This window comes from Variovorax paradoxus, assembly GCF_902712855.1.
In the GTDB taxonomy this organism is placed as follows: domain Bacteria; phylum Pseudomonadota; class Gammaproteobacteria; order Burkholderiales; family Burkholderiaceae_C; genus Variovorax; species Variovorax paradoxus_Q.
In genome coordinates this window covers 568,734-585,967 of sequence record NZ_LR743507.1, presented here as the reverse complement: position 1 = coordinate 585,967, position 17,234 = coordinate 568,734, and the positions used below count along the sequence as shown (strand labels likewise).

15 protein-coding genes are annotated in these 17,234 nt (G+C 68.2%); 9 read left to right on the top strand and 6 right to left on the bottom strand.

Annotated features, from left to right (window positions below; genetic code table 11):
* Positions 1-27 precede the first annotated feature (27 nt).
* Genes AACL56_RS02770 through AACL56_RS02750 form a run of 5 tightly spaced genes read left to right on the top strand, consistent with a single transcriptional unit; the run spans position 28 to position 4,201 of the window.
* Positions 28-888, top strand: a complete 861-nt coding sequence (locus AACL56_RS02770; protein WP_339088305.1) for an alpha/beta hydrolase — start codon at positions 28-30, stop codon at positions 886-888.
* A gap of 39 nt (positions 889-927) precedes the next feature.
* Positions 928-1,233 carry a phosphopantetheine-binding protein gene (locus AACL56_RS02765; protein ID WP_339088304.1) on the top strand — a complete coding sequence of 102 codons (306 nt, stop codon included), beginning with the start codon at positions 928-930 and terminating at the stop codon, positions 1,231-1,233.
* A complete protein-coding gene (locus AACL56_RS02760) occupies positions 1,230-2,513 on the top strand; it encodes a beta-ketoacyl-[acyl-carrier-protein] synthase family protein (protein ID WP_339088303.1) in 1,284 nt (427 codons plus the stop codon). Before AACL56_RS02765 ends, AACL56_RS02760 begins: the two co-directional genes overlap by 4 nt.
* Before the next feature lie 34 nt (positions 2,514-2,547).
* Positions 2,548-3,675, top strand: a complete 1,128-nt coding sequence (locus tag AACL56_RS02755) for a sterol desaturase family protein (protein ID WP_339088302.1) — start codon at positions 2,548-2,550, stop codon at positions 3,673-3,675.
* Positions 3,587-4,201, top strand: coding sequence for a GNAT family N-acetyltransferase (locus tag AACL56_RS02750; RefSeq protein WP_339088301.1), 615 nt, complete (start codon positions 3,587-3,589; stop codon positions 4,199-4,201). Before AACL56_RS02755 ends, AACL56_RS02750 begins: the two co-directional genes overlap by 89 nt.
* A gap of 19 nt (positions 4,202-4,220) precedes the next feature.
* Here the strand turns inward: AACL56_RS02750 and AACL56_RS02745 are convergent, their stop codons facing one another.
* On the bottom strand, positions 4,221-6,491 hold the full coding sequence (locus AACL56_RS02745; protein ID WP_339088300.1) for a heavy metal translocating P-type ATPase: 2,271 nt from the start codon (positions 6,489-6,491) through the stop codon (positions 4,221-4,223).
* 151 nt (positions 6,492-6,642) lie between these two features.
* Here AACL56_RS02745 and AACL56_RS02740 point away from each other — a divergent pair, with 151 nt between their 5' ends.
* Positions 6,643-6,837: a heavy-metal-associated domain-containing protein gene (locus tag AACL56_RS02740; protein WP_339088299.1), complete on the top strand. Its 195-nt coding sequence runs from the start codon at positions 6,643-6,645 to the stop codon at positions 6,835-6,837.
* The gene (cueR, locus tag AACL56_RS02735) at positions 6,834-7,253 is read left to right on the top strand and encodes a Cu(I)-responsive transcriptional regulator (RefSeq protein ID WP_339088298.1); all 420 of its coding nucleotides are present in this window, start codon (positions 6,834-6,836) and stop codon (positions 7,251-7,253) included. The genes AACL56_RS02740 and cueR overlap by 4 nt, the downstream gene beginning before the upstream one ends.
* A 116-nt stretch (positions 7,254-7,369) precedes the next feature.
* Here the strand turns inward: cueR and AACL56_RS02730 are convergent, their stop codons facing one another.
* Positions 7,370-8,326 carry a YcjF family protein gene (locus AACL56_RS02730; protein WP_339088297.1) on the bottom strand — a complete coding sequence of 319 codons (957 nt, stop codon included), beginning with the start codon at positions 8,324-8,326 and terminating at the stop codon, positions 7,370-7,372.
* A 578-nt stretch (positions 8,327-8,904) separates the two neighbouring features.
* Between AACL56_RS02730 and creB the strand changes: the two genes are divergently transcribed.
* The gene (creB, locus tag AACL56_RS02725) at positions 8,905-9,696 is read left to right on the top strand and encodes a two-component system response regulator CreB (RefSeq protein ID WP_339088296.1); all 792 of its coding nucleotides are present in this window, start codon (positions 8,905-8,907) and stop codon (positions 9,694-9,696) included.
* 124 nt (positions 9,697-9,820) lie between these two features.
* Positions 9,821-11,275, top strand: coding sequence for a two-component system sensor histidine kinase CreC (gene creC / locus AACL56_RS02720; protein WP_339088295.1), 1,455 nt, complete (start codon positions 9,821-9,823; stop codon positions 11,273-11,275).
* A gap of 17 nt (positions 11,276-11,292) precedes the next feature.
* On the opposite strand, the gene AACL56_RS02715 is transcribed toward creC, so the two are convergent.
* The 4 genes from AACL56_RS02715 to creD all read right to left on the bottom strand — a co-directional run bounded on the left by AACL56_RS02715 (position 11,293) and on the right by creD (position 17,230).
* Entirely contained in the window at positions 11,293-11,898 is a 606-nt protein-coding gene (locus AACL56_RS02715; protein WP_339088294.1) for a hypothetical protein, read from the bottom strand.
* A gap of 93 nt (positions 11,899-11,991) precedes the next feature.
* On the bottom strand, positions 11,992-14,406 hold the full coding sequence (locus tag AACL56_RS02710; protein ID WP_339088293.1) for a penicillin-binding protein 1A: 2,415 nt from the start codon (positions 14,404-14,406) through the stop codon (positions 11,992-11,994).
* 14 nt (positions 14,407-14,420) lie between these two features.
* Positions 14,421-15,713, bottom strand: coding sequence for a glycoside hydrolase family 3 N-terminal domain-containing protein (locus tag AACL56_RS02705; protein ID WP_339088292.1), 1,293 nt, complete (start codon positions 15,711-15,713; stop codon positions 14,421-14,423).
* Positions 15,710-17,230, bottom strand: coding sequence for a cell envelope integrity protein CreD (gene creD / locus AACL56_RS02700; protein ID WP_339088291.1), 1,521 nt, complete (start codon positions 17,228-17,230; stop codon positions 15,710-15,712). The genes AACL56_RS02705 and creD overlap by 4 nt, the downstream gene beginning before the upstream one ends.
* Positions 17,231-17,234: the final 4 nt, after the last annotated feature.

The following is a 17,234-nucleotide window of genomic DNA, read 5'->3' as shown; positions in this document are numbered from 1 at the left end:
GGCCACTTTCATGGCCCGTGCCACGCGATGAGTGCACGCGATCCCTCCGATCTCCTGAGCATGGTGCCACCCGAGGTGCAAGGCACCGCGGTGGTCCTGCTGCATGGTTTATGCAGCACGCCTGACGAGTTGCTGACCGTGCAGTCCGCGCTGCGCAGCCGCGGCTACCCGGTGCATCCGCTGGCGATCGAGGGCTACTCGTTCGATGCCGCCGCGCCGCTGCAACATGCCGTGCCCTACGAGCGATGGCTCGACGCGATCCAGGCGAAGGTGAAGGCATTGCGCACGCAGCACGAACGCGTGATGCTGGTGGGCATCTCGGCCGGCTCGTCGCTTGCGCTCGGTGCGGCCATCCGCTGCGGCAGCGAGATCGATGCCCTGGTCCTGATGTCGACCACGCTGCGCTTCGACGGCTGGGCCATTCCCCGCACGCAGTTCCTGCTGCCGCTGGCCTTCTACACGCCGCTGGGCCGCTTTTGGCAATACCGCGAGCGCGCGCCCTATGGCGTGAAGAACGAACGTGTGCGCGCCTGGATCGAACGCGAGCTGCGCCACCGCAAGGTGTCGCGCGCCGGCAGCTCGGTGATCGGCGTGGGCCACCTGCGCGAGCACGACCGGCTCATCCGCCACGTGCGGCGCAACCTCGGCAACGTGCAGTGCGACAACGTGCTCGCACTGCATGCCCAGCAGGACGAGGTGGCCAGCGTCGCCAACCTCGGCATCCTCGCGCGCGGACTGCGCTGCCGCGCGTTCCGCGCGGTCGTGGTCGCCAACAGCTATCACATGATCTCGATAGACAACGACCGTCAGCAGGTCGTGCGCGAGACGGTGTCGTTCGCCGATGCGCTGGCGCACGGCACGATGCCCGAGCACCCGTTGTACGCCTGAACCGTCCGGTTCGACCACGCCTGAAAGGAAAGCATCGCCATGTCTTCTTCCGTCCTGACCTCCCCGACCTTCAACAGCATCGCCGCCATCCTCGAGGCCGACTTCCGCGTCGAGCGTTCGGCCATCTCGCCGGCGACCGCGCTGTCCGATCTCGGCCTCGACTCGCTCGCGCTGATGGAATTCGTCTTTGCCGTGGAGGACGCATTCCACCTGCGCATTCCCGAAGACCGCCTCGACCCGCGCGAAGCGGGCATCACGCTGCAGCGCCTGTGCGAGGTGATCGACGCCGAGAGCGACGGCAGTGCCGCGAACGCCACGGCAGAACCTGCCGAAGCCGTCGCATGAGCAGCGGTGCCGCCCACGCCGTCCTCGCCGCCTCGGCCGCGCGCGCTGCTGCAGCACCGGTGCGCGTGAGCGGCATCGGCTTCGTCACGCCCATCGGCCGCACCGTCGAGGCCTTCGACGATGCGCTGTTCGCAGGCCGCTCGGCTGTGCGCGTGCAGGCGCTCGAGATCAAGGGCATGGACACGGTGCAGCTCGCCGTCGCCGCCTGCGAATTCGATTCGAACGGCGTGCGCAGCACCTCGCGCCTGCCGCTGGACCGCGGCACGGCCATGTCGCTGGCCGCCGCGCAGGACGCGGCCTCCGACGCCGGTCTCGAGCTCGACGGCATCGACCGCGACCGGCTCGGCATCTTCTGGGGCAGCGGCCTCGCGGGCGCGGGCACTTTCGACAACACCACGAGCGTGCTCTACGGCGAGCAGCGCCGCATGCGCCCGACCACGGTGCTCACCGTGATGCCCAATGCCGCGGTGGCGGAACTGGCCCTGCACTTCGGCGCGCGCGGATCGGCCATAGCGTACGCATGCGCCTGCGCGTCCTCGGCCGTGGCCATCGGCGAGGCGATGCGCGCCATCCGCGGCGGCTGGATCGACGTGGCCATCGTGGGCGGCCATGACGCCATGCTCACGCCCGGCGTGCTCGCCAGCTGGAACGCGATGCGCGTGATGGCGCCGCCGCCTGCCGACGCGCCTTCTGCAGCTTGCCGTCCGTTCTCGGGCGACCGCGCGGGCTTTGCCATCGGCGAAGGCGCGGCCGCGCTGGTGCTCGAATCGCAGGCGCATGCCGAGGCACGCGGCGCGCAGCCCGCGCCCTTCGTGCTCGCGGGCTACGCGACCAACTGCGACGGCACGCACATCACCAACCCCGACACCGCGGGCCAGGTGCGTGCGATGCGCGCCGCCCTGCGCGACGCCGGCATCGAAGCCTCGGACATCGGCCACATCAACGCGCACGGCACCGCCACCTCGGCAGGCGACGCCGCAGAAGCCGCATCGATCCGCGAGGTGTTCGGCAACGCCGTGCCGGTCAGCGCCACCAAGGCCATCCATGGCCATGTGCTCGGCGGGGGCGGCGCGATCGAACTCATCGCCACGCTGCGCGCGCTGGCACGCGAAACGTTGCCACCCATCGCGAACCTGCAGACGCCCGATGCCGCCTTCGACCTCGACTTCGTCCGGGGCGAGGCGCGCGAGGCCAGGGGCATCCGCTATGCGCTGTCCAATTCGTTCGCGTTCGGCGGCACCAACGCGGTGATCGTGGCCGGTGCCGCGGTGCAGGACTGAAGATCCGCTGAAGGCTTGCTGAAAAAAGAACACGGTGCATCGGCTGGTCGTTCTCGTCGTGCCCGTGTTCGCGCTGCTCATGGCGTGCGAGTTCGCCTGGGGCTGGCTCAGGCGGCGCAACACCTACCGCTTCAGCGACACGCTCGGCAGCCTGAGCCAGGGCCTCCTGAGCCAGGCGCTCGCTGTGTGCACGCAGCTGTTCCAGATCGGCCTCTATGCGATGGTCTACCCGCTGGTCGCGATCTGGACCCGCCCCGATTTCTGGGACAGCGCCATCGGCTGGGTGCTGGCTGTGCTGCTGTTCGATTTCTTCGACTACTGGCTGCACCGCGCGGGCCACGAGTCGGCCGTGTTCTGGGCCGCGCACGCGGTGCATCACCAGAGCCAGCAGTTCAACTTCTCCACCGCGCTGAGGCAGGAAAGCACGGTGGCCTTCCTGGGCTGGGCCTTCTACCTGCCGATGGCCGTGGTGGGCGTGCCGCCCGAGCAGTTCGGCCTGGCGGGGCTGATCGTGCTGGTCTACCAGTTCTGGATCCACACCGAGCACATCGGCAAGCTCGGCTGGTTCGACCGCGTGTTCTCCTCGCCCTCCAACCATCGCGTGCACCACGCGGTGAACGACGGCTATCTCGACCGCAACTACGGCGGCATGCTCGTGGTGTGGGACCGCATGTTCGGCACCTTCGCCGAAGAAAGGGAGCCGTGCGTCTATGGCACGCGCAAGGCGATGGCCGGCTTCGATCCGCTGCGCGCGATCGTCGGTCCGTACCTGCCGCTGCTGCGCGACGCATGGCACACGAAGCACTGGCGCGACAAGGTCGCGGTGTGGTTCAAGCCGCCGGGCTGGCGGCCCGAGGATGTGGCGGCGCGCTTTCCCGATGCGCCGTTCTCGCTCGAGGAAGCCATGCAGATCCACGCGCCGGCGCTGACGCGCGCGCAGGTGGCATCGGCTTCGGTTCACTTCGCGTGCTGGGTCGGCGTGACGCTGGCTTTCCTGTGGCGCGCCGACGATCTCGCATTCCACACAGGACTGGGCCTGCTGGCGCTGGCGGCCGGCGGCTTCTGGTCGATCGGTGCGGTGCTCGACGCAAAGCTTCGCCTGCGCTGGGCCTGGTGCGCGCAACCCGTGCTGCTGGCGCTCTGCGCAGTGTTGCTCGCCTGAGCCTCGCTATGCTCTGCGCTTCGCACGTTCCGAAGCCCTCACCATGCGCAGACTCGCCACACCGGAAGATCTCGTCAGCGTCCACGCCCTCTACATGCACGAGAAGGTCGTTCCCTTCCTGGGCTACGACCCGATGCCGCTCGAGGAATTCCGCCCCATCTACCGCGACCTGGTCGACAGCGGCTGCTTCCACATCTACGAGCACGACGGCCGGCTCGCGGGGTTCTATCGCGCCACGCGCTATCCGGGCCGCGTCCAGCACGTGGCCTGCCTCGGCACGCTGGCGGTCGATCCGGCGTTCCATGGCCAGGGCATCGCGCTGGCCATGGTGACCGAAGCCATCGACGCACTGAAGGCGGCCGGCGTGAAGCGCATCGAGCTCTTCGCCGAAAGCGACAACGCACCCGCGCTGCGCTTCTACGAGAAGCTGGGCTTCGAGCGCGAAGGCACGCTGCGCAAGTTCTACAAGCGCGCCGGCGACGCCGACTACATCGACGACCACCTGATGGCACTGCTGCTCGACTGAGGAAACCGCGCGGGCAGAGTCAGGGCTTCCAGCGCCGCAGCAGCAGCGCGTTGGCCATCACGCTCACGCTCGACAAGGCCATCGCCGCACCGGCCACCACCGGACTCAACAGGCCGAAGGCGGCGAGCGGAATGCCGGCCACGTTGTAGGCAAAGGCCCAGAACAGGTTCTGCCGGATCTTCGCCACAGTGCGCGCCGACAGGTCGAAGGCCTGCGCCACCAGTGCCAGGTCGCCGCGCATCAGCGTGATGCCTGCCGCTTCCATCGCCACGTCGGTGCCGCCGCCCGAAGGCGCCATCGCGATGCCCACATCGGCCGCGGCCAGCGCCGGCGCGTCGTTGGCGCCGTCGCCGACCATCGCGACGATGTACCCGTTCTTCCGCAATGCGCCGACCTGCGCCGCCTTGTCGGCCGGCAGCACGTCGGCCCGCACGTCGCCGGCATCGATGCCCAGGCGCGCCGCCATCGCCTGCGCAGCGCGCAGGTTGTCGCCCGAGATCATCACCACGCGCAGCCCGCGCGCGCGCAATGCGCGCACCGCTTCGGCGGCCTGCGGCTTGGGCTCGTCGGCGAAGGCCAGCAACGCCTGCACATGCGCGGCACCTGCGTCGTCGAAGCGCAGCAGCGCCGACACCGTCGCGCCCTGCGACTGCAGGCGATCGACTTCGTCGCCATCGGGCGATGCGTCGAGCTCGCGGCACCAGCGCAGGCTGGCAATCGCCCAGTGCGTGCCGGCAACGTCGCCTCGCACGCCGCGCCCCGGCCATGCCTGCATCACGCCCAGCGCGGGCACCTGCAGGTTGCGCTGCGCCGCGGCCGACAGCACCGCCCTGGCAAGCGGATGTTCGCTGCCGCTTTGCAGGCTGGCGGCGGTGGCCAGCAGTTCGTCTTCGTCGGCCGAAGCACCGGCCACCGGCACCAGCGCCGTGAGCACCGGGCGGCCGACGGTAAGGGTGCCGGTCTTGTCGAACGCGACCGTGTCCACGCGGTGCGCGATCTCCAGTGCGCGCGCGTCCTTGATCAGGATGCCGTGGCGCGCCGCCACGCCCGTGCCCGCCATCACCGCGACCGGCGTGGCCAGGCCCAGTGCGCAGGGGCAGGCGATGACGAGCACCGCCACCGCATGGATCAACGCGGTCTCGATGCCGGCCCCTGCGGCCAGCCAGCCTGCCAGCGTGACCAGCGCGATCACCAGCACCACAGGCACGAACACCGCCGCCACCTTGTCGACCAGCCGCTGGATCGGCGCCTTCGCGGCCTGGGCGTCCTCGACCAGCCGGACGATGCGCGCCAGCACGCTCTCGGCGCCGACCGCGCGCACCTCCACGACCATGCGGCCGTCGCCGTTCACCGCACCGCCGGTCAGCGCATCGCCGGGCTCCTTCGCCACGGGCAGCGGCTCGCCGGTGAGCATCGATTCGTCGACCTCCGACTGGCCCTCGAGCACCACGGCATCCGCCGGCACGCGCTCGCCGGGGCGCACCGCGAGGCGGTCGCCCACCATCACCTCGGCCAGCGGCACGTCGCTTTCCTTGCCGCGCAAGCCCACGAGGTGCGCGATCTCCGGACGAAGCTGCTGCAGGGCGCGGATGGCCGACGTGGCCTGGCGCTTGGCGCGCGCCTCGAGCCACTTGCCGAGCAGCACCAGCGTGATCACCACCGACGAGGCTTCGAAGTAGAGGTGCGGCACGGCGCCATGCCCCGCATGCTCGCCGGTGGCGGCGCGCCACCACAGCCACAGCGACAACCCGAAGGCCGCGCTGGTGCCGAGCGCCACCAGCAGATCCATGTTGCCAGTGCGGGCCTTCGCCGCATGCCAGCCGGCGCGGTAGAAGCGCGCGCCGAGCCAGAACTGCACCGGCAGGGCCAGCACCAGTTGCACCCAGGGCGGCAGCATCCAGTCCTGTCCGAACGGGTCGCCGAGCATCGGCGCCAGCAGCGGGATCGACAGTGCCAGGCCGACGGCCACGGGACCGAAGCCATGCCACGGCGACAGCGCTGCGGCATCGTCGGCAGGCGTGCTCGCGGCGCGCGGCTCATAGCCGGCCGACCGGACTGCGCGACGCAGGCGCACGTCGAGCGCGTCGAGACCTTCGCCGGCGGCACCGGCGGCGGGCACCACACGGGCGGACTCCGTCGCCAGGTTCACGCTCACGTCCTGCACGCCGGGCACGTTCTTCAAGGCACGTTCGACGCGCATGACGCACGAGGCGCAGGTCATGCCGCCGACGGAGAGGTCGAGCGCGGCGAGCCTGCCGGGCGCGGTGGGAGTCTGCTGCAAGTTGTCCATGGGTGAAGGCTAAGGCTTCACACGGTGGCAAGGTCAAGCAGGGGTTTCTAGTGTCCCTGCACTGGACATTGACATCGTGTGAAAGTTCAAACTTGCCTCGCCTCGAAAATTCCAACCCTTCTTCAACGGTCTTATTCCAAGGAGCGACACGATGAGCCAGAAATTCCAGGTGACGGGCATGAGCTGCGGCCACTGCGTGAGCGCGGTGCAGAATGCAGTGCAGACGGTGGACCCCGAAGCACAGGTCACGGTCGATCTCGAGACCGGCCATGTCGACGTGCTGAGCGCGCAGCCGCGCAAGGACATCGTGGCGGCGATCGAGAACGCCGGCTACGCGGTCCAGTGACCGTGAACGCCGCGCAGTCCGCCCCGGTCGCCATCGGCGAAGCGGCACAGCGCTCCGGCGTGTCTGCCCGCATGGTCCGGCACTACGAGGGGCTGGGCCTGCTGCCGGCTGTGGCGCGCACCGAGAGCGGCTACCGCCAGTACGGCGAGGCCGACGTGCACACGCTGCGCTTCATCAAGCGCTCACGCGACCTCGGCTTCTCGATGGACGAAATCGCCGAGTTGGTGGGCCTCTGGCACAACCGCCGGCGCGCAAGTTCGAGCGTCAAGCGGATTGCACAGAAGCATCTCGGCGAACTGGAGCAGCGCATCGCGGACATGCAGTCGATGCGCAACACGCTCGCGCACCTCGTGCATTGCTGTCACGGCGATGCGCGGCCCGATTGCCCGATCCTCGACGATCTGAGCAAGGTTTAGCCAGTTCTCTCGTCCCGAAACACCGCGGAACCGGCTTTGCCGGGCCGCTGGTGTTGCCCCCGGTGAGGGGGTTGGAGAAGCGACACGCGGTGCGCGAAGCCTGGGGGAGAACTGTTTCAGGCGCCTCTTACCAGCGAAAGTACCTTGCCCGCATCCAGCGTGCGGGCCTTTTCCTGGATGGCCGGCAGGTACTGCGCCTGCAGGCCCTGCCCTTCCTTGACCACGCCGGCAAACGCGTCCTTCAGCATCTGCGTGGAGAGCGTCCGGCCGCCGGCGTAGTAGCGCTTGGCGACGTGGCCCAGCGCGTAGGTCGACGCAAAGCTCATCCCCGAGCTCACGGCCTGGTTGCCCAGCCCGCGCAACAGGCCGCCGCCGACCTTGCCGAGCAGCCCGCCCAGCAGCTTGCGCCCGGCCTGCTCCAGATACTGCGAAGTCAGGCCCACGCCCACCGTCGCCAGGAAGTCCTTGATGTGGCCGCTGTCGAGCTGGTACCCATGGGCCTGCCCGATGCGATAGACCAGTTTCATCTGCAACGGAATGATCGCCATGGTCGACAGCGTCTCGGGCAGCAGCTCGAGCGCGCCGTTGAGGATGGCGGCGTTGAGGATCGATTTGTCCAACTCGGCGGCATCGGGCGCATTCGTCGCCACGCCTGACGCAGCGCCCGCCGCCACGGCGGTTCCGGCCGCTGCGGCCATCGGCACCGCGGCAATTTCCTCGGCCTGCTGCGAAAAGCCGGCCGCCGATGCGTCCAGCCCGAGCGAGGTGCGCACGTCCGCCAGGAACATCCGCTCCGCCTCGGACTGGGTGCCGTCCGCGTCGCAGACGCACACCGCCATCTCATAAGCCAGCTGCCGCGCCTCGGCACTCTTGAGCTCGCCGGCCACCGACGCCAGCGAAACCCGCTTCATCAGCACGTCCTGGTAGAGCGTCGGCAGGTTCAGCCCGTCGGCCTGCGACAGGCCTTCCGCGATGCGCTTGATCTCCGCCCGCTCGCGCTCGTGCTTCTCGCCATCGACAAAGGCAGCCAGCAGGGACAGGGTAACTATCGACTTTGTTTCTGAAGGTGTCATTTGTACGAAATTTCGCAACATGAAGGACCCGGTTCGGTCGCGCGAGGGACCCGAAGGTTCCGCTGCGCGTTCTCCCCACAAACCTTGGGCAACTCTGTGGATAACCTCGGCACTGCTGTGTAGGGGCAATGCAAGTGGTTGATCTACAAGGCAAATCTACAGTCTGCCCATTTTTTGAGCAATGAATTTCCCTTGCCGAAAAACGCCTTTCGCAGATTTTCAGTGGGGCGTCAAAGGACAACTCTGGGGACACTTTTTGAACAAGCCATGGCTTATCCACAGGGCCGACGGGTTACCCGATGTTGTTCATCGGCCGGGTACAAACCCGAAGCGCGGCTGCGCACAGTGACAGCGGCATGACAAGTCCTTGTCGCATAACGAAAAAAGCGGCATGTCCACAGAAGGGTGCGACCCTTATCTACTACTACTAATTTGAATAAGAAGAATAAGAAATAGGGAACAGGGAAAGCTGCGCCCGAAAAAAAAGGCCGCGAACGGCCGCGCCGGGCGCCGGCGCCTTGGACGGAACCTGTCCTCCCGTCCTCCTTCTTCCCTGCTCGCCTCGCTACCATTCGCGGATGAGCTTCAATCCCCGGATCCTGATCGCCGAAGACGAATCGGGCATCGCCGACACGCTGCAGTACGTCCTGAAGAGCGACGGATTCATTCCGGTCTGGTGCGCCACCGCCGAGGAAGCGATCGCCCAGTTCGCGCAGGAACCACCCGCGCTGGCCATCCTGGACATCGGCTTGCCCGACCTGAACGGGTTCGAGCTCTTCAAGCGCCTGCAGGCGCTCAACCAGTCGATGGGCGGCCCGGAGGTACCGATGGTGTTCCTGACCGCCCGCAGCGACGAAATAGACCGCGTGGTGGGCCTCGAACTCGGTGCGGACGACTACATCGCCAAGCCGTTCTCGCCGCGCGAACTGGTCGCCCGGGTGCGCACGATCCTGCGGCGCAGCGCCAGAAGCGGGCCAGGAGCCTCACCAACGGGCGCAGCCTCCAACCATGGGGCTCCCCATCAAAACCCGGCCCCAGCGTCTCCAGCGGGCTCCCAGGCACCTGCATTGCCCTTCCTGCTCGACAACGAGCGGATGCAGATCCGCTATTACGGCCGGCTGCTCGAACTCTCGCGCTACGAGTTCGGCCTGCTGAGGTTGCTCGTGCAGCGGCCCGGGCGCGTCTTCACGCGCGACGAACTGCTGCAGCTGGTCTGGGACGACGCCAGCGACAGCTTCGACCGGACGGTCGATGCGCACATCAAGACCTTGCGCGCCAAGCTCAAGGCGATCGCGCCCGACGTCGAGCCGATCCGCACGCTGCGCGGAACCGGCTACGCACTGAACGAAGAGCTGCCCTCGAAGGCATGACGTCGGTCCAGGCCTGCCTTTTCGCGGAATACCGCGGAACCGGCTTTGCCGGGCCGCAGGTATTGCCCCCGGCGAGGGGGCGGGAGGCCACACGAAGTGGGCAAGCCTGGGGGAGTGCAAAGCCGTGACCCGGCGGACGCGGATCTTCATCGGCATCCTGCTGATCTACACGGCGGGCATCGCCTTCCTCCTGTACCGCGTCGTTTCCGACATCGACCCGCGTTATCGCGAGTCGGCGGAAGAATCGCTGGTTGAGACTTCCCAGCTCGTGGCCAGCCTGGTCGAGCAGGACGTGATCGCCGGCGCCATCAACACCGCACGGCTCGAGCCGCTGTTCCGCACCGTGTACGCGCGCGAGTTCTCGGCGCAGATCTACAACCTGCACAAGAGCCGCGTCGAGCTGCGCGTGTACGTCACCGATCGCAGCGGCCGCGTGATGTTCGATTCGCTCGGCAGGCACCTCGGCGCCGACTACTCGAACTGGAGCGACGTCAGCCGCACGCTCGCCGGGCTCTACGGCGCGCGCACCTCGCGCGACGTCGACGGCGATCCGCGCACGTCGGTGATGTACGTCGGCGCGCCGATCCGCTGGAACAACGAGATCGTCGGCATGGTCAGCGTCGGCAAGCCGGTACAAAGCTTCGGCCAGTTCGTGGAAGACGCGCGCGGGCGAACCATCTGGGTCGGCGTGGGTTCGGCGCTCGCGCTGCTGCTGCTCACGCTGATCGTCTCCATCTGGCTGGTGCGGCCCTTCGGGCTGATCCGCGACTACTGGACGTGGGTGCGCGCCCAGAACCGCATGGGCAGCCTGAGCCTGTCGCGCATGGCGCGGCGCGCGGTCGACGGCGTGCGCACCGGCTTCAGCGAGATGCGCGATGCGCTCACCGGACGCAACTACGTCGCCGACTACGTGCAGACCTTCACGCACGAGGTGAAGAGCCCGCTGTCGGCGATCCGCGGCGCGGCCGAGCTGCTGCAGGAACCGTCGATGCCGCAGGCCGAGCGCGAACGCTTCCTCGTCAACATCGAACGCGAGACGCAGCGCATCCAGGAAATCGTCGACCGCATGATGGAACTCACCGCGCTCGAGACGCGGCGCACGCTCGACCGCACCGATGCGGTGGCGCTGGGTCCGCTCATCGAGGACATCGCGCTCAGCGCGCAGCCTGCCGCGGCCAAGCGCAACATCCGGCTGCTGGTGAACATCCGCGACGGTGCGCGCGCCGAAGGCGACCCTTTCCTGCTGCGCCGCGCCATCAGCAACCTGCTGGACAACGCCATCGACTTCTCGCCGCGCGACAGCGAGGTGCTGCTCACGCTCGAAGCCACGTCGAAGCTCGCGCGCGTGAGCGTGCGCGACCACGGCCCCGGCATCCCCGAGTACGCGACCGAGAAGGTCTTCCAGAAGTTCTATTCGCTCGCCAGGCCGCACAGCCAGAAGAAGAGCACGGGGCTCGGGCTGGCGTTCGTGAAGGAGATCGCGGCGCTGCACCGCGGCCGCATCGAGCTGGGCAACGCGTCGCGCGGCGGTGCGGTGGCGACGCTCACGTTGCCGTTGCTGCCGGCGTCACATCACTGAACGTAAGACCGCAAGCCTCAGCCGCCGGTCAGCGCACCGTAGGCGCTGCGAGTTTCGGGACTCACCGCGTCGAGCAATTGCGCGTACGAGGTCTGGTGCCGCGCGAGCATGCGCGCCGACGCCACGGTCTTCGAGCGGCAGAACCAGTGGCAGGTGTGCTGCAGCAGGAACAGCTCGGCCGACATGGTGAAGGCCTTCGACTTCGGCGTGCGGTTGGCGTCGTTGCGCATCACGCCAGCGATGCCGCGCGCATGGATCAGCAGGGCCTCGCGCAGGTCGAAGGTGGTGGCGGGCACGGTGGCGTTCATCAGCGGGATGGCCACGGGCAGCCTGCTCATGCGCGTGAGCGGTTCGGGCAGGCGCGACATCTCGGCGGCGAAGCTGTCGAGCTGGGCGGAGATCTTCTCCTCGGTGGCGTCGAGCAGGTGCCAGATCTGCTGGCGGCGTTCGGCGTCGTCCTCGCCCAGGCAGCGCAGGTAACCGGAGGTCAGGCTCTCCATGAGGCGCTCGATCTGGTAGCGGCCGAGATGGCTGCCCAGCAGCGCGATGCGCAGGCGCTGTTCCCTGGACTTGAGGATGTAGAAGCCGACGGCAACGAGTGCCACCAGGGTGAGGATTTCCATGGATGCGTGGGGAGAAAAAAGAGAAGGCGGGTCGCAGTACCGAGTGTAGGCACCGCGACCCGCCTTCTTCGCCCTCTGTTCGACGGGCGGGATCTAGCGGAAGAAATCCAGGATCTTGTTGCGCTCCTCGGGCTGCGGCGGCGGGCCGAGCGGTGCACCGGTGAGCACCTCGACCGGCTGCGGCGCCTCGGTGCTTTCCAGGCCCAGGCTCGCCACGTTGTGGCCCGGCGTGAAGTCGTCGAAGTACCACTCGCCGTCGACGCTCACCACGCCCGGCGGCTCGGCCGGCTGCGTCACGGGCACGCCCTGCAGCGCGGTCTGCATGAAGCCGACCCAGATCGGCAGGCTCAGGCTGCCGCCGGTCTCGCCGCGCACGCCGAGCTGGCGCGGCGTGTCGTAGCCGATCCACGCGATGCCGACCATGGTCGGCTGGAAGCCCGCGAACCAGGTGTCGAACGAATCGTTGGTGGTGCCGGTCTTGCCGTAGAGGTCGTCGCGCTTGAGCGCCTGGTGCGCCTTGAAGCCGGTGCCGCTCTTCACCACGCTCTGCAGCAGCGAGTCCATGATGAAGGCGTTGCGCTGCGGAATGGCGCGGCGGGTCTCGTCGAGCACCGGCGCCTCGGTTTCCATGATGACCTTGTCGCGCAGGTCGGTCACGCGCGTGACGAGGTACGGATTCACGCGGTAGCCGCCGTTGGCGAACACCGAGTAGCCCACGGCCATCTGCATCGGCGTGACCGAACCGGCGCCCAGGCCCATCGGCAGGTTGGCGGGCTGCTTGTCCTTGTCGAAGCCGAACTTCGTGACCCAGTCCTGCGCATAGGGCGCGCCGATCGACTGCAGCACACGCAGCGTGACCAGGTTCTTCGACTTCATGAGCGCGGTGCGCAGCGGCATCGGGCCTTCGTAGGTGCCCTCGAAGTTCTTCGGCTCCCAGGGCTGGCCGCCGTTCTCCGCGGCGTCGAAGTGCAGCGGCGCGTCGTTCACCACGGTGGAGGGCGAGAAGCCCTTCTCGAGCGCGGCCGAGTAGATGAAGGGCTTGAAGCTCGAGCCCGGCTGGCGCCAGGCCTGCGTGACGTGGTTGAACTTGTTCTTGCCGAAGTCGAAGCCGCCCACCAGCGCCTTGATGGCGCCGCTGCGCGGGTCCATGCCGATGAACGCGCCTTCCACCTCGGGCAGCTGCGTGATCTCCCAGGTGTTCTTCGGCGTGCGCGCGGCGCGGATCACCGCGCCGCGGCGGATCTTGATGTTCGGCGGCGCCTTGGCGGCCAGGCCCGACTGCGCAGGCTTCAGGCCGTCGCCGGTGATCTGGATGGTCTCGCCGTTGGCGCGCACTGCGCTGATTTCCTTGGGGCTCGCATCGAGCACCACCGCAGCGACCACGTCGCCGTTGTCGGGATGCTCGGCCAGCGCGTCGTCCACTGCTTCGTCGACTTCCTTCTGCTCGGTCGGCAGGTCGACGAACTTCTCGGGGCCGCGGTAGGGCTGGCGGCGCTCGTAGTCCATGATGCCCTTGCGCAGCGAGCGGTAGGCGGCCGCCTGGTCGGCCGCCACCAGCGAGGTGTAGACCTTCATGCCGCTCGTGTAGATGCTGTCGCCGTACTGCGCGTACATCATCTGGCGGACCGTCTCGGCCACGTACTCGGCATGAAGGCGGCTCGGGTCGGCGCTGTCGCGCAGGTGGAGTTCCTCCTTCTTCGCCGCCGCTGCCTGTTCGGCCGTGATGAAGCCGGTTTCCTGCATGCGATCGATCACGTACAACTGGCGCGCCCGCGCGCGGCGCGGGTTGGCCACGGGGTTGTTGGCGCCCGGGGCCTTGGGCAGGCCGGCCAGCATCGCGGCCTCGGCGATGGTGACGTTCTGCAGCGGCTTGCCGAAGTAGGTCTCGGCGGCGGCGGCAAAACCGTAGGCGCGGTTGCCGAGGTAGATCTGGTTCAGGTAGATCTCGAGGATCTGGTCCTTCGTGAGCTGCTGCTCGAGCCGCAGCGCCAGGAGGATCTCGTACGACTTGCGGCTCAGCGTGCGCTCCGAGCTCAGGTACACGTTGCGCGCCACCTGCATGGTGATGGTCGAAGCGCCCTGCTTGCGCCCGCCCTTCAGGCTGGCCACGGCCGCGCGCAGGAAGCCCTTGTAGTCGACGCCGCCGTGGTCGTAGAAGCGGGCGTCTTCCACCGCAAGCACCGCGTCCTTCATCACCTTGGGAATGTTCGCGAAGGGCGTGAGCGTGCGCCGCTCCTCGCCGAACTCGCCGATCATCTGGCCTTCGCTCGAGTACACGCGCAGCGGCAACTTGGGGCGGTAGTCGGCCAGCTCGGACACGTCGGGCAGCTTCGGGTAGATGGCGACCACGGCCACGATGGCCGCGACGATCGCCACCAGGGCGCCGGAGCCCACCACGATGGCGCCCCACCCCGCGATGCGCTTCCAGCGGCGGTTCGGATCGGCGGCGATCTCACCATCGGTGCCGTCGGTGCCGTCGGGAGGGTTGGAGCTTGAGCGTTTGAACATATGGAAAGGACTGGCTAGCGAAAGGATTGGAGCCGCTGCGCGCCGCGGCGTTCCAGCATCGGAAGGTCGAGCGCGCCGCGCTGCGCGGCCTGCAGCGCGCAGTGCATGGCGTCGAAATACTTGTCGTGGTCGAAGGCGATCAGCAGGAGGTCCACGCCGGCGTCGAGCGCACGGACGGTGGCATCGCAAAGACCGCGGTTGTAGGCCGCGCCCATCGTGAGGTCGTCGGTGACGAGCAGGCCTCGGTAGCCCCAGTCGCCTCGAATCACCTGCTGCACGATTCTGCGCGAGAAAGAGACCGGGTATTCCGTGTCGAGTTCCGCAAGGATGACATGCCCGAGCATGATCGCTGCGTCAGATTGTTTCGACACTTCTTGAAATGGTTTCCAGTCGAAGGCTGCCAGCCGGGCCACCGGCGTGCGCAGTTCGGCCGCGAAATGGTGGGTGTCCTCGGTCACGCCGGCAAGGCCGGGAAAGTGCTTCAGCGTGGCGCGGACGCCAGCAGATTCGAGGCCTTGCGCGTAAGCGAGCGCCACCTGCGTGGTGATGGCAGGGTCGCTGGAGATGGCGCGTTCGTCGATGCGCGTGTGGAAGTCCCAGCGCCCCGGTGCGCGGCCGGGGCGAAGGTCGACCACCGGGCTGAAGTTGAGTGTGACACCCAGATCGGCCAATGCCCTGCCCTTCTTCGCGCCGTAGCCGCGGGCGCGCTCGGAGAGCTGGTCTTCGGGAACGTCCGCCTCGAGCAGGCTGGCCAGCGCGGGCTGGCGCTCGACGATCGGCGACAGCCGCGAGACCGCACCGCCCTCCTGGTCGGTCGCGACCACCAGCGGCGGCAGGCCGGCCTTGCGGCGCAACGCCTGCAGGCCCTGGATCTCGTTGCGCAGGTCGTCGGCCGAACGGCCGCGCACGTTGCGACCGGTCACGAAGATGCCGCCGATCAGGCCCTTGCGGGCCAGTTCTCGCAGGTCGTTGACATCGTCGTAGCCGACGATGAAATGCGCGCCCAGCCTCTGTGCAGTGGTGCCCGATGCGGCACGCACTTCAGCGCGGTGCTGGCGCGAGGCGGCCTCGTTGCACAGCGCGGTGAGCAGGCCGGCGAACGCGAGGCCGAGCGCCACCGGCCGCAGCAGGCCGCGCGCGAATCGCCATGCGATGGCGATGCACACGGCCAGCGCGGCAAGCAGCAGCGGCAGCTCCCACGCGCGCATGAAGCGCAGGTGCGGGTCCTTCAGGTGCCAGGCCCAGAACCACAGCGTGGCCAGGACAAGCCAGCCCAGGGCCGCGCCGGTGACCCGCAACAGCTTCATGCCGGCTGCGCTTCGTTGGCTGGCAGCGCAGGTGCAGCGGAATCAGCGGATGCAGCTTCGTTGCGGCGCGACAGCGCATACCAGTCGACCTTGCGCGTGACCAGCATCAGCGCGGCCAGCATGCCGAAGATCAGCAGCGCGCCGAGCAGCAGCGCATTGCTCTCGGAAGCCAGCAGGCCGTAGAGCGCGGCGTACAGCAGCGCCACGAACGCGCCGAACGACAGGCCGCGCCGCCAGCCTTCGAGCACCGCGCTGAAGTAGACCGCCAGCAGCAACACGCTGGCGCTCGCCGCGCCCGCATAGGCCATCCAGAATGCGAACTTCTCGGACAGCGCGAGCAGGAGCAGGAAGAACAGCGCGATCGACAGGCCCACCAGGCCGTATTGGATCGGGTGCAGGCGCAGCTTGCGGAACAGCTCGAACATGAAGGCCGCCATCAGCACAAGGCCGATGAACAGCGCGCCGTACTTCCCTGCGCGCGTGCTCATCGAGTACACGTTGATCGGCTGCGCGAGCGATACGTCGAAGGTCTGGAGCGCGCCCAGGCTGCGGCGCGGTGCGGCACTGGCCGATTCGGCATAGCGCGACGGGCTGGTGGCCACGTCGGCATCATTGGCGTCGGTGGGTGCGGCGCGGCCCTGCAGGCCGGCGCGCACCTGTTCGCGCGCCGCGGTCACCAGCGAGGAAACGCGCCAGTGTGCGTCGAAGCCCTGCGGCGTCACGCTGCGCTCGGCGGCGAGAAAGCGGCCGCCGAAGCTCGGGTGCGCCCAGGGCGAGCTCAGGTGCGCGGTGGTTTCCTCGGCAATGGGCGCGATGGCCAGCGTGTCCTGCCCGACCAGGCCGAGCTTCATCTCGAAGGGGATGGGCGTGCCGGCCTGCCATGCCGCGAGGGCGGCGCCGGTGAGCGGCGCATGGATGCCGTCGGCGAACCAGACGTCGTCGGCCAGGCCCGGCACGCGCTGCCTGAAGCGCAGCGCCTCGCCGCCCATCACCATCGCGGGCGAGCCGTCGAGGCCGCGCAGGTCGCTCACGTTGAAGGCGACGAAGGGTGTCTTGAACTCGATCTTCGAGTCGGTTTCGCTGTGCGACACCGCCTTCGGGTCGAAGGCCGAAAAGCCGCCGCCGAGGGTGGCATTCAGCGTGTAGAACGGAATCCTGAAGATGCCGCGGTAGCGCTCCTGCGGCGCCATCGTGCCTTCGATGTGCAGCTTGTCGGGGAACACCACATGGGCCATTTCCTTGCTGCGTGCCTCCTGGCCGATCACCTTGCCTTGAGCGTTGCGCTGCGGCTCCATCCAGCGTTCCACGTACGGCACCAGCAGCAGCGGGCCGACCATGGTCTGGCGGCCCGCGTAGGTGGCGGCGAGCTCGCGGGCGGCTTCGCGCTGGCTCTCGCCGCGTGCGCGGTTGATCGAGTCGATCTCGGCCAGCGGAATGCACAGCAGCAGCAGCAGGACGAACAGGCCGGCCACCTTGACCAGCATCGAGCTCTGCAGGGCTTTCAGCAACTGAAGCATTTTT